Below are 12,194 nucleotides of genomic sequence, written 5' to 3'. Positions count from 1 at the left end.
TCGCCCCATGCACCTGGACCCCGAAGACCTCGCCAAGATTACCTCCCTGACGCTGGCCCACTACGAAGAGAACGCCGAGTCGTTCGAAGCCGGCACGCGGGACCACGATGTCAGCCAGAACATCGCGGCCTTGCTGCGGCACATCGAAGGGCAGCCGCCCTACGACATCCTGGACCTGGGCTGCGGTCCGGGGCGCGACCTGAAAACCTTCCTGGCCATGGGGCATCGGCCCGTGGGCGTGGACGGCACGCCGCGGTTCGTGCAGATGGCGCGCGCGGCAAGCGGATGCGAGGTCTGGGAGCAGGACTTCCTGCAACTCGAGCTTCCGGCGGCCCGGTTCGACGGCATTTTCGCCAACGCCGTGCTATTTCATGTGCCCGGGCAGGAGCTTCCCCGCGTGCTGCGCGAACTGCGCGCGGCATTGCGGCCGCGCGGCGTGCTGTTCAGCTCCAACCCCCGGGGCGGCAATCAGGAAGGATGGAATCGCGGGCGCTATGGGGCCTATCACGACCTGGACGGCTGGCGCGCCTTGATGGAAGCGGCCGGATTCGAGGAGCTGGAGCATTACTACCGGCCCGACGGCCTGCCGCGTGAACAGCAGCCCTGGCTGGCGAGCGTGTGGCGGCGCCTGGACTAGGGACGCGTCAGGCAAGCGGGGCGTTCAACAGGCGCTCATAGTGCATCAGGTCTTCGGTCGAGAAACAGCAAAAGATGACCTCCTGCACAGGCGAATCCCGCGACAGGCTTTCGCGGATGGTGTTGAACGCCACCTGCGCCGCCAGATCGATGGGATAGCCATATATGCCCGTGCTGATGCTGGGAAAGGCAATCGAGGCGACCGCCCTGTCTTGCGCCAGATCGATGCACCGGCGATAGCAGCTTGCCAGCAACGCCGGCTCCCCGCTGTCGCCGCCTCTCCAGACCGGCCCCACGGTATGAATGATGTAGCGAGCCGACAGCCGATAGGCGCCGGTCACCTTCGCATCGCCCGTCTTGCAGCCCCCCAGCAGCCGGCACTCATGCACCAGATCCGGCCCCGCGGCGCGATGGATGGCGCCATCGACGCCACCGCCGCCCAGCAGCGAGGAGTTGGCGGCGTTGACGATGGCGTCGACTTGGAGTTTTGTAATGTCGGAGCGCAGGGCGCGCAGGGTGGTGGGCATGATTTTGATCCTCATGGCGTGAATGCGGCTGCGGGCGTGACGGACGCCCACAACACTTCTCAGCGTACGCCGGAATGGCGCAGTGTTGGCTTTTCGGACAGCACTGATATTTTCGGCGCCATCTGCCAGGCAAGCTAACGCCCCACAGTTTGAAGGCCTATGGAATCGTAAATGTCCGATGTGGCGGAGTGAATTAATGCGACGACTTTTGCAATGCCTGGCGCTGCTGGTGTGGTTGACCCTATCCAGCCTGGCATTGGCCTACGTTTGGATTCGCAGCCCCGATGCCTGGAATCCCATCCCTCGTTGGATCTGGGAGCAAGTAGAGCGAAATGTCGAAATCGGGTGCTGTGAACAGGCTGCCGACGTGGAATATTCCGTCGTGCTTGGGGCGGCCGTTCTTACGATGCTGTTGGTAACGGCCGTGATCGGCTTGGGAATGCGATGGGCGACCTTCCGGTCGAGGCGACGGCAAGATTAATGTGTTGGGCCCAACTGCGGGAAGCCCGAGCCGGATGCACGCAGGTTGGTTGGCATGTTTCTGGCCGTCCTGACGGAAAGGCGTCGACATTCTTCCGGCACAATTCTTCCGGATAACGTCCGGCGCACCCAGCATTCGCCAATTCAAAAGCTCCCCTTGACCTGGCTGACATTTCCTCGGTTAATGCTTCGCTTGGCACGGCCTGATCGTGCCGGTACTGGAAATCTGCTTCCCTCTCGACGTTCATCTCATGGTTGCCTCCACGCTAGTCGGCATGCTGTGCGCACACCTGTTGTGCTTTTCCGGCATGTTTTTGCTTATCAGCCGTCGCCTGCCTGGCAACAGGATGGGGATGGATGTCTTTGCCGTGGGCAATCTGCTGCTGGCGGGGGCCTATATTCTGCAACTGGTTGAAGGCGGCCCCGCCTGGAGTGCGATGAGCGTCGTCAATCACTGCCTGACGCTGGCGGCCCCCATCGCCTACGTGCTCGGCGCCATGCGGTTCTTCGGGCATCAGGTTCGGTTATGGCGGCCTTTGATTGTGTTCTGCGTGGTTTATGGCGTTGCCCAGTGGTGGGTGCAAGCGCAAAGCGGGCCGGAGGCGCGCTACGCCATGCTTGCGGCGTCGGCGACGCTGCTTTTCTTTGCGATGACCGTCACCGTGCTCTACGGAGGGCGCACGTTCGCCAAAGACTTGTTCGGCGAGATGATCTTTTTCGCGTTGCTGATCGGCGGAATCTGTGTTCTGAACGCATTGAAATTTCTGAAGATCGTGGATGGCGGCCTGGACGCGCTGCACATGGACAGCCGCTTCCAGATGATTTTCTACATCTACATGTCGACCCTTGCCACCATCGTGCCGCCCTCCATTGTCTGGCTCGTCCTGCGCCGGCTGACCGACAGCCTGCGCAATATGGCGGCGCGCGATCCCCTGACGGACCTGTTCAATCGCCGAGGGCTTTCAGACGCGCTGACCCAGTATTTCAACGCCCGAAATGCCGCACCCGTCTATCTGCTGGAATTGGACGTCGACCATTTCAAGCGGATCAATGACAGTCATGGTCACCAGGCGGGCGACGAGGTGATCCGCCACGTCGCCAATCTGCTGCGCGCCACCGTGCGTCGCGGCGACCTGACAGGCCGGTTTGGGGGAGAGGAATTTGTCGCCATCATCCTGGAAGCGGATGTCGCGGATGTGATGCAACTGGCAGAGCGGTTACGTGTCAGCGTCGAAGAGCAGCCGATCAACGTCGCGGGCGTCGACAAACCGCTGCGCTGCACGGTCACGATCGGTGTGTCATCCCGCTTTCACGGGGCGCAGGGCCTGGACGAGGCGCTTCGACAGGCCGATTCCGCGCTTTATAGAGGAAAGGCCGCGGGGCGCAACCGGGTGGAGCTGGCAACCGCGCCTCACGGCCTGCCAGCGGCCGACATCGAACTGGCCGGCGCGCATTCCTGAGGAACCCAGGTCCCGTTCTTGCTGTCCCTCTTGTACAGCGCTGGCAGCGGGCCGGCGCCATAACAGGAGTCACACGCATGACACGATCACAACCTCTTCGGCTGGCTGCGTTCTGCGCCGGTGTCGCGCTTGCGGGCAGCGCCATCGCGGCGGACGCGCCCAAGGTGCCTGACTACGGTCCCAATCTGGAGCGTTTCGCGTATCCGCACGAGGTCAAGCGCATCTCGCTGGACACGCAGGGCCAGAAGCTCTCGATGGCCTACATGGACGTGGCCGCCGCCAAGCCCAATGGCAAGACCGTCGTGCTCATGCATGGCAAGAACTTCTGCGGCGCCACCTGGGAGGCCAGCATCGCCGCACTGAGCCAGGCCGGCTATCGCGTCGTGGTGCCCGACCAGATCGGCTTTTGCAAATCCGACAAGCCGCAGGCCTATCAGTTTTCGTTTCACCAACTCGCCGCCAACACGCACGCGCTGCTCGACCATTTGAAAATCGATCGCGCGAGCATCGTCGGCCACTCCATGGGCGGCATGCTGGCTGCGCGCTATGCGCTCATGTACGGCCCGCAAACCGAAGCCCTGGTGCTCGTCAACCCCATCGGGCTCGAAGACTGGAAACAGGAAGGGGTGCCGTACCGCAGCATCGACGACTGGTACCAGCGCGAGCTCAAAGCCAACTTCGACGGCATGAAGAAATACCAGCTCGGCACTTACTACGCCGGCCAATGGCGCGACGACTACGACAAGTGGGTTCTCATGGCCGCTGGCATGCTGCAGGGCGAAGGGCGCGAGCGCGTCGCCTGGAACCAGGCCCTCACTTACGACATGTTGTATACCCAGCCGGTCGTCCATGAATTCGGCCAGATCGCCGTGCCCACCACGCTGCTCATCGGCGAAAAGGACAACACGGCTCCCGGCAAGGACGCCGCCCCACCCGAAGTGGCCAAGCGCCTGGGCAACTACGCCGCGCTGGCGCCCAAGGCCGCCAAAGCCATCCCCAATGCCACCCTCGTCGTCTGGCCCGACCTCGGCCATTCCCCGCAGGTGCAGGATTCGACGCGGTTCAACGAAGCGCTGCTCAAGGCATTGCCCGCCCCGAAGGGGTGATGCGTGGCCCGTGTCCGCATGCCGTGACCGGCATGCGGACGTGAGGCGGGATTGCGGCACGCCGATAAAGTCGATCACCACATCCACGCCGCCCGCCGCCGCGTGGATCAGGACGGATCACCCTATCGGACTAAGGCCCGCGACGCGTCGGCCGATTCACGTTTATTCGACGCCGGAAAAGAAGGCGCAATGCCCCGGGTAGCCGGGCCGCGCGTCGCAGGCCTTCAAGCAGCCGGGCTTGCCGCCCGGGAAACCCGCCGCGACCGACATCCCGAACCCGTACGTCGGCGTGGTCACGTCGAAGCGGCTTTCGCACACGGTCTTCGTGCTGTAGGCGAACGTCATGCCCTCGCGTCGGCCGTTGATGGCGAACTCCACCTGGAAGCTGTTCGTGCTGGTCCACCCCGGCCGTGGCAAGACGACGAACCGGTAGTGCGTGGCGTCCAGGCGTTCGCCGAAGATCTTCAGTTGCGCGGACGTGGTCCGCGTCGTGGGCGACGGATACGGCAAGGCCAGCAACGTCCGCGGATCGCCCAGCACGCCCAGGTCCAGGCCCATGCCCTTCTGGTAGAACGGAACGTCGATGCTGGGATAGCCGGCGTATTCCACCACCTTTACCTTCGATCCGTACTCGATCGTCTGAGGATCGTAGTCGGGCGCCTGAGCAAACGCCACGTCCAGCGTCAGCACCACGTCCGCCGGGTTGGCGTCTTCGGCGCGGACGTGTCGTTCATATACGTCGGCGTGGGTTGCGCAGCCGGCAAGCGCCGCGGCGCACCCGAGCGCCAGCCAGCGCCAGCAATGAACCGCGGGAATCGGCCTCATCTCATTGCTCCTTCTTCGATTGCACGGGAAGCGCGGCGGGCTTCAGGCCCTGGCCGATGAATTGCCAGCCGTCCTTGCCTTGTTGCCATCGGAAATTCCGGTTGATCCATTCCGCCTTCAGGTTGTCGTGGAGGCGGCGCTGGTCAATGTGCTTGCCTTCGTCCAGCGCCGCGCGCGCACGCGCACGGCTCTGATCCCACGCCGGCTTGAAGGCCTCGCGCTGCATCGCCCTGGTGAACGGGACGCTAGCGTAGGGGCCTTCGCCCGCCACGCTGAGCCGGATCTCGTTGTCGAGCAGCAGGGCGCCATGGCGATTGTCCGGCGACACCGACACCAGCAGCGGGCTTGAGCGCAGGTACTCCTTGGGCAGCAGGTGCTCGAACCACAGCACCTGTCCGGTCGACGTCACCAAGGCCCGCGAACCCGCGGTGAACAGCAGCAGGTCCTGACGCCCGGGCTGCGCCAGGCCCATGTCCGGGTCGCGCACGTCGACGGTGGGACTCAGGACGCGCGCAAGGGGCGTGTCGTTCTGCACCGCGATCAGGATCGTGCCCACGCCCATGAAATCGTTCGACACCGCCAGCAGCATCGGCTGGCCGCCCTGGGTCGGGCCCAGCGCCCTGACGTGGATGAACTGGTATGCGTTCAGCGGCCGGTAAGGCTTGCCGCGGTACTTGATTCGGTAAAGGTTCGAATTCGGCTGGTCTTCCAGTTCAAAGGCGCCGCCTAGCGGTTGGGTGGCCTTGACCGGGGCTGATGCGGGGGCCGCCGGCTGCGCCTGGGCGTGAGCCATTATCGATAGCGTCAGGCCCAGTACGACGTTCGCGCAAACTCGGAAGCGGCGGCGGCCGGGAAAAACGATCTTCGTAGGATGAGGCACAACGTCTTTGGCGGCGGCGCCGCATGAAAGCGATGCCGGCATTCTAGGTCAAACGCTTAGCCGGGGACGGAGGGCGGCCGCGGGCCGCCAGCCCGGATGTCCCCGGCCTTGTGCCTGCGCTCGGCCTGTCGCGTCACTTCAGGTCCGGAAAATCCACCGTGGTGTCGTTCACGCGATTGAAGACGTTCGTGAACGTGATCACGGCGATGGCCAGTGCAATATCCACCACTGCCTCGTCCGGAAAGCCCGCTGCGCGCAACGCCGTGAGCGACTCGGCTTCGAGCGTGCCCTGGCCTTCCTGAAGGCGTCGTACAAACGCGATCAGCGCATCGCGCCTTGCGTCGCCCGTCGGTTCCAGCGCCCTGATGGCGCGGACCGTGTCCACGGACAGGCCGGACGCCTTTCCCGCCAGGCTGTGTGCCGCGACGCAGTAGTCGCAGCCGGCGATCGCGCTCACCACCAGTTTGACGGTTTCGCGGTCCTGCGCGGAAAGCACGCCACGCGCAAGCACCGCGTCGGCGGAAAGCATGGCCTTGAGCGCCGGCGTACTCAAGGCGCCAATGGCCGCATAGGCATTGGGGACCATGCCCACCGCCTTGCGGATACCGGCAAAAACGTCGGCGGTTTCGCCCGAAGCGCTGGTGGCGGCGGGGGTGTCGATACGGGAAGTCATTGTCTTGGTTCCATTCAAAGTGGGCTTGCGGGAAGACGGGTGCGCGATGCGCGCGAGTTCAGCGCAGGCGTTGCGATCACGACGCAACTGTCTTGAAAACGCAGTCCGCGCGAAGGCGAACGCGGACGCGTCGATCCGCTGGCTTTATACGGGGATGGGATTGGCCGCGATTTCAGCGTTGAAGCCATCGACCAGCGCATGTTCGCCGCTGCCGGGGTTATCGCGCAGGGCGCGAATCGCCTCGACGAACACTTCCGGCGCGTCGGTTGCCAGCCCCTTCATAGTTTCGGCGATGAAGGTGTCCAGCGGCATGGCGCGGGGATCTCCGCTCTTTTTGATGAGATCGGTGTCGACCCACGGCGGCGCGATTTCCTGGACCGTCACGCCGGTGCCCTTGAGCATGAACCGCTGCGACAAGGCGTAGGAGTGCAGCGCCGCCTTCGAGGCGGAATAGACCGCGTTGGTTGCGATCGGCACGAATGCCAGCATCGAGGTGTTGTGGACGATGGTCGCTCGCGGTTGCGCCTTCAGGTGTTCGATCAGCGCCGACGTCAGCCGGATCGGGCCAAGCAGGTTCGTGTCAAGGATCTGGCGCGAGACGGCGTCATCGATGCGGCCGGACGGATCGTCGAACGGCATGACGCCCGCATTGTTGATCAGGACGTTCAACGTCGGATAGTCGCGGATCAGTTGCGCGGCGACGCGGTCGATGTCGGCGGCATCGGAGATGTCCAGCGCCACACCCTCGATCCCTGGATGCGCGGCAGCCACTTCATCCAGCAGCGCCTGCCGGCGCCCGGCGATGATGACCTTGTTGCCCAGGGCATGGAATTGCTCGGCCAGCGCGCGGCCAATGCCCGAGGTGCCGCCGGTGATGAAGATCGTGTTGCCCGTCATTTGCATGATTTGTCCTTGTCTTGCGCCGGGGTGGCGCCTTCGATGGACGTACTATGCGCGGATCTGGTCAAGTCTTAAATGTCATAGATCCGGCAAAAACGGACATGGGCAGTCAGCACGGCCTGACAGGCCCCTCGGTCAGGCGTTGGTCTCTTGCATCGACATCAGGCCCCGCTTCACGCTGGCCGGCGGTTGGCCCAGGTTGCGCAGGAAGGCGCGCCGCATCCGGTCACGATCGGCAAAGCCCGTGTCGCGCGCCACGATTTCCAGGGGATGGCGGCCGTCTTCCAGCATCACGCGTGCGGCCTCCAGCCGCAGCATTTCCACGGCTTTGGCGGGCGATCGCCCGGTCTCTTCGCGGAATACCCGGCTGAACTGACGGGGCGACAGGCTGGCGGCTTCGGCAAGCTCTTCCACGGACAAGGGATTGCGCAGGTTTTCGCGGGCATAGGCCAGTGCGCGCTTGACCCGGTCCGAACGCGGCTCCAGCGCCAGCATCGCCGAGAACTGCGATTGGCCCCCGTGGCGGCGATGGTAGACGACAAGTTTCCGCGCCAGCGCCCGGGACAGCGTGGACCCATGGTCTTCTTCGATCAGGGCCAGCGTCAGATCGATGGCCGATGACATGCCCGCCGACGTCCAGATGTTGCCGTCACGCACGAAAATGCGGTCCTCTTCGACGCGAACCTTCGGAAAGCGCGCCTGAAGCGTGCGTGCATGCGCCCAATGCGTGGTGGCGGTGCGGCCATCGAGCAGCCCCGCCTGCGCCAGCACGAAGGCGCCCGTGCATACCCCGGCCACCCGGCGCGCCTGGTGGCCGGCAAGGGCGATGTATTCACGCAGCCCCGGCGAAATATCCTGGGGCACCAATTGCCCGGCCACCATCAGCGTGTCGGGGATGAAGTCCAGCGGCGAGGTTTCGATACCGGCATTCATCGACGACCTGATCGTGCCGCCTTTCTCGGACAGGACCGTCAGCCGATAGCCCGCGCCGCCCAGCTCCGCGTTGGCCAGTTCAAAGGCGGAGAGGGCCGCCAGCCCCATCAGCTGGAAGCCATCTTCAAGGATTAAACCGACGTGCTGCATGGTGTTTCCTTTTCAATGCATCTGCCCATACCGCCCGGCATTGAAATCCTGGATCGCTTCCACGATTTCCGCCTGCGAGTTCATCACGAAGGGTCCATAGCCCACCACCGGCTCATCGATCGGCTCTCCGCTCAACACCAAAAACACCGCGTCGTTGTTGGCCTCGACGGTGATGTCTTCCCCGTCGCGCGAGAACAGCGCCAGTTGCGCGTCGCGCGCAACCGATTCGCCGTTTACCAGCACCGTTCCACGCAGCATGACGAGCATGCTGTTGCGGCCCGCGGGGATGGGGAAGGTGGCCGACTTGCCAGCCGCCAGCTTTACGTCCCACACGTCCATCGGCGTGAAGGTGCGCGCCGGGCCTGTCTGGCCCGCGTAGGCGCCTGCGATCACGCGCAGGGTGCCGGCGCCGTCGGGCAGGGCCACGACGGGGATGTCCGTGCTGAGGATGCCCTGGTAGCCCGGCGCCGCCTTTTTGTCCTTGGCGGGCAGGTTGACCCAGAGCTGCACCATTTCCAGCTTTCCGCCCGTGCGGGTGAAGGCATGGGAGTGGAATTCCTCGTGCAGGATGCCGGAGGCCGCCGTCATCCATTGCACGTCGCCGGGGCCGATGACGCCGCCGTTGCCGGTGGAATCGCGGTGCTCGACTTCGCCGCTGTAGACGATGGTGACCGTTTCAAAGCCGCGATGGGGATGCTGGCCGACGCCGCGGGGCTGGCTGGCCGGGCCGAATTCGGCGGGGCCGGCGTAGTCCAGCAGCAGGAACGGGCTGGTGTCGCGGCCCTTGTCGTTGTACGAGAACAGGGAGCGCACCGGAAAGCCGTCGCCCACCCAGTGGGGACGGGGACTGGCGTGCAGGCCGAGGATCTTCTTCATGATGAGGTTTCCTGTTGCGCGGCGCCATCGGCGCCGTTCGTCATAGAAAGGAAGATAAGGGCGGAACGCCGATTCCGGTAGACCCCGCCTGCGATAAGCACTGTTCCATGTGTCGGACGATGGGGCGGCGCCAGCCGGGGGGCGGGGATTTCGGCGGTATGCTCCCCGGCATGGACAAGCAGAGGGATGGCGCCGCCGCGCGGCGCGAGGAACAGGTTTGGGGGTTTGCGCCGGTGGTGGGGCAGGGCGCGCGCGTGCTGGTGCTGGGATCGATGCCCGGCGTGGCGTCGCTGCGGCAAGGGCAGTATTACGCGCATCCGCGCAATGCATTCTGGCCCCTGGCGGCGCGCATCCTCGGTTTTGACGCGGGCCTGGATTACGACGCCCGCCTGCGGGCGCTGCAGGCCCGGGGCGTGGCGCTCTGGGATGTCCTGCAAGCCTGCGAACGGCCGGGCAGCCTGGACGCGGATATCCGGCGCGAGACGCTGGTGCCGAACGATTTCCCGGCCTTCCTCGCCCGCCATCCGTCCATCGTCCGCGTCTGCCTGAACGGCGGCAAGGCCGCGGCGATGTTCCGGCGCCACGTGTTGCCGGCGTTGGCGCGGGCGGACCTGGAATGCATCGAATTGCCATCGACGAGTCCGGCGCATGCGGCGGCCAGCTTCGAGCAGAAACTGACGGCGTGGCGGCCGGCGCTGACCCTGCCGATAGTCTGACGGCGGCGGTGCGGCGGTGCGGCGATCCTGCGATCCGGCGATCCGGCGGTCCGGTCGTCGCCGACGCGAGGCGTTCAGTCCTCCCTGATCCGGCGCACTCTGTCCCCGAATTGACAGATATCAAGGCTCTATATAACTGCGAGTGATAAGTTAATTCCCGTAACAGCTAAATGTTTCGGAGTTTAACGATGCACACCCCCACGAGCCCCCCGGAAACGCCTCTCCCGGGCAAGCGTGGCTTCCTGAAAGGGCTGCTTGGCCTGGGCGCCGCCGCCACCGTCATTCCCATCCATGCGCAAGCCGCGCCCGGCTTGAACGGCCAGCCGCCGCGCCGCCCCGGCATGGCCGGCAAGCGCTTCGGCATGGTCGTGGACATGCGCAAATGCATCGGGTGCCAGTCCTGTACGGTGAGCTGTTCGCTGGAGAACGTGCCGCCCATCGGGCAGTTCCGCACCACCGTCCTGCAGTACGAGGTCACGCCCGATGCGGGCGGGCCGTGTTCGATGGTCATGCTGCCGCGCCTGTGCAACCACTGCGACAAGCCGCCCTGTGTGCCGGTCTGTCCGGTGCAGGCGACCTTCCAGCGCGAAGACGGCATCGTGCTGGTCGACAACGCGCGCTGCGTGGGCTGCGGCTACTGCGTGCAGGCCTGTCCCTACGACGCGCGCTTCATCAATCACGAGACGCAGACGGCGGACAAGTGCACGTTCTGCGAGCACCGCCTGGAAGCCGGGCTGCTGCCGGCCTGTGTGGAAAGCTGCGTGGGCGGCGCGCGCGTGATCGGCGACATGAACGATCCCGACAGCGCCATCTCGCGCCTGCTGGCCGAGCACAAGGCCGATATCAAGGTGCTCAAGCCCGAGATGAAGACCGATCCCCACGTCTATTACATCGGCCTGCCCGACGCGTTCGTGCATCAGGTGGACGGCCAGGCCGGCGTGCGCCTGGCCGGCGGCCATTGAGCCATCGACGAGGACTCTCATGCAAATCTCCGAATTGCTCACGCCGGTCTACGACGCCGCCTGGCTGCCCTGGGCCGTGCAGTATTTCTTCCTGATCGGGATCAGCGCCACCACGGCGCTGACGGCCGCCTTCGCGTCCTTTGGCCGGGCGGATTCCGACGCGCGCCGGCTGTTGCCGGCGGCGGTGACGGTGCTGCTGGTCAGCGCCATCGCCGCGCCGGTGTCGCTGCTGGCCGACCTGCACCAGCCGGGCCGCTTCTGGCACTTCTATGCGCACATCACGCCGTGGTCGTGGATGTGGCTGGGCGCCTTGCTGCTGCCGGTCTTCGTATCGCTGGCGCTGCTCTTCTGCGCGGTCTGGTGGTGGGGGCGGATGGGATGGCTGCGGGTGGTGGCGGCGGCGCTGGCGCTGTCGGCCCTGTCCATCCTGGTCTACACGGGCGCCGAGGTGATGGTGCTGCGCTCGCGGCCGCTGTGGCACACCGTGTTCCTGCCGCTGAACTTTGCGTTGACGGCGTGGCTGGGCGCGCTGGGCGCGATGTTCCTGGTGGGCCGCTGGCTGCCGGGCGGACTGCGGGCGCTGCCGGTGGACGCGTTGCGCCGGCTGAGCGTGACGGCGGTGGCGATGATCGCGCTGGGGGCGGGCGCCTGGGCGGTGCTGGGGATGCTGGGGCTGGATGCGTCGTTCGACGCGGCGCTCCGGTTGTTCGCGGCGTTCCCGGTCTGGCGTCTCAGCCTGGCCGGCGCGGTGATGACTGCGTTTTGCATCGTCGCGCTGTTGCAGCGTCCGTCGCGCACGCTGGCCGCGCCCCTGCCGTCCGCCGCGCTGGCGCTGACGATGCTGGGCGCCGCGTGGATCTTCCGCTGGGTCGTCTTCATGAGCGTGCAGGGCGTGCCCAAGTACGGCGCCGGGCTGTACCTGTACGAGATGCCCTGGGGCAGCGACGGGCTGCTGGGCATGGCGGGCGTGCTGGGCCTGTGCGTGGCGCTGGTCACCGCCGTGACGTGGGCCATGGAAATCCTTCCGGCCCGCGCCCGCGCCGTGGCCGCCTGAACGGGCGGCGATACGC

13 protein-coding genes are annotated in these 12,194 nt (G+C 65.5%); 6 read left to right on the top strand and 7 right to left on the bottom strand.

The window, feature by feature from the left end:
* Positions 1-7: 7 nt before the first annotated feature.
* Positions 8-637 carry a class I SAM-dependent methyltransferase gene (locus BXA00_RS27515; RefSeq protein WP_076522150.1) on the top strand — a complete coding sequence of 210 codons (630 nt, stop codon included), beginning with the start codon at positions 8-10 and terminating at the stop codon, positions 635-637.
* A gap of 7 nt (positions 638-644) precedes the next feature.
* On the opposite strand, the gene BXA00_RS27510 is transcribed toward BXA00_RS27515, so the two are convergent.
* On the bottom strand, positions 645-1,163 hold the full coding sequence (locus tag BXA00_RS27510) for an O-acetyl-ADP-ribose deacetylase (protein ID WP_076521548.1): 519 nt from the start codon (positions 1,161-1,163) through the stop codon (positions 645-647).
* A gap of 731 nt (positions 1,164-1,894) precedes the next feature.
* Here BXA00_RS27510 and BXA00_RS27500 point away from each other — a divergent pair.
* Positions 1,895-3,103: a GGDEF domain-containing protein gene (locus BXA00_RS27500; RefSeq protein ID WP_076521546.1), complete on the top strand. Its 1,209-nt coding sequence runs from the start codon at positions 1,895-1,897 to the stop codon at positions 3,101-3,103.
* 77 nt (positions 3,104-3,180) lie between these two features.
* Positions 3,181-4,209, top strand: coding sequence for an alpha/beta fold hydrolase (locus BXA00_RS27495; RefSeq protein ID WP_076521545.1), 1,029 nt, complete (start codon positions 3,181-3,183; stop codon positions 4,207-4,209).
* Positions 4,210-4,371: 162 nt separating this feature from the next.
* Here BXA00_RS27495 and BXA00_RS27490 read toward each other — a convergent pair whose 3' ends face one another.
* From BXA00_RS27490 to BXA00_RS27465, 6 genes are all read right to left on the bottom strand, one after another.
* Positions 4,372-5,034, bottom strand: coding sequence for a hypothetical protein (locus BXA00_RS27490; protein WP_076521544.1), 663 nt, complete (start codon positions 5,032-5,034; stop codon positions 4,372-4,374).
* Position 5,035: 1 nt separating this feature from the next.
* On the bottom strand, positions 5,036-5,827 hold the full coding sequence (locus BXA00_RS27485) for a hypothetical protein (RefSeq protein WP_231952163.1): 792 nt from the start codon (positions 5,825-5,827) through the stop codon (positions 5,036-5,038).
* Positions 5,828-6,047: 220 nt separating this feature from the next.
* On the bottom strand, positions 6,048-6,587 hold the full coding sequence (locus BXA00_RS27480; RefSeq protein WP_076521543.1) for a carboxymuconolactone decarboxylase family protein: 540 nt from the start codon (positions 6,585-6,587) through the stop codon (positions 6,048-6,050).
* Between the two features lie 144 nt (positions 6,588-6,731).
* Positions 6,732-7,490 (bottom strand): SDR family oxidoreductase, encoded by a 759-nt coding sequence (locus tag BXA00_RS27475; protein WP_076521542.1) that lies wholly within the window; start codon positions 7,488-7,490, stop codon positions 6,732-6,734.
* Positions 7,491-7,622: 132 nt separating this feature from the next.
* On the bottom strand, positions 7,623-8,570 hold the full coding sequence (locus BXA00_RS27470; RefSeq protein ID WP_076521541.1) for a GlxA family transcriptional regulator: 948 nt from the start codon (positions 8,568-8,570) through the stop codon (positions 7,623-7,625).
* 12 nt (positions 8,571-8,582) lie between these two features.
* Positions 8,583-9,446: a pirin family protein gene (locus tag BXA00_RS27465; RefSeq protein WP_076521540.1), complete on the bottom strand. Its 864-nt coding sequence runs from the start codon at positions 9,444-9,446 to the stop codon at positions 8,583-8,585.
* Between the two features lie 170 nt (positions 9,447-9,616).
* Here BXA00_RS27465 and BXA00_RS27460 point away from each other — a divergent pair, with 170 nt between their 5' ends.
* The 3 genes from BXA00_RS27460 (at position 9,617) to nrfD (ending at position 12,178) form a co-directional block, all read left to right on the top strand.
* Entirely contained in the window at positions 9,617-10,162 is a 546-nt protein-coding gene (locus BXA00_RS27460) for a DNA-deoxyinosine glycosylase (RefSeq protein ID WP_076521539.1), read from the top strand.
* Positions 10,163-10,350: 188 nt separating this feature from the next.
* Positions 10,351-11,124 carry a sulfate reduction electron transfer complex DsrMKJOP subunit DsrO gene (gene dsrO / locus BXA00_RS27455; RefSeq protein WP_076521538.1) on the top strand — a complete coding sequence of 258 codons (774 nt, stop codon included), beginning with the start codon at positions 10,351-10,353 and terminating at the stop codon, positions 11,122-11,124.
* A gap of 19 nt (positions 11,125-11,143) precedes the next feature.
* On the top strand, positions 11,144-12,178 hold the full coding sequence (nrfD, locus tag BXA00_RS27450) for an NrfD/PsrC family molybdoenzyme membrane anchor subunit (protein ID WP_076521537.1): 1,035 nt from the start codon (positions 11,144-11,146) through the stop codon (positions 12,176-12,178).
* Positions 12,179-12,194 lie beyond the last annotated feature (16 nt).

The sequence above is a fragment of the Achromobacter sp. MFA1 R4 genome (genome assembly GCF_900156745.1).
Classification (GTDB): domain Bacteria; phylum Pseudomonadota; class Gammaproteobacteria; order Burkholderiales; family Burkholderiaceae_B; genus Achromobacter.
The sequence above is the reverse complement of the archived record's forward strand: the minus strand, read 5'-3'. Positions and strand labels throughout refer to the sequence as shown.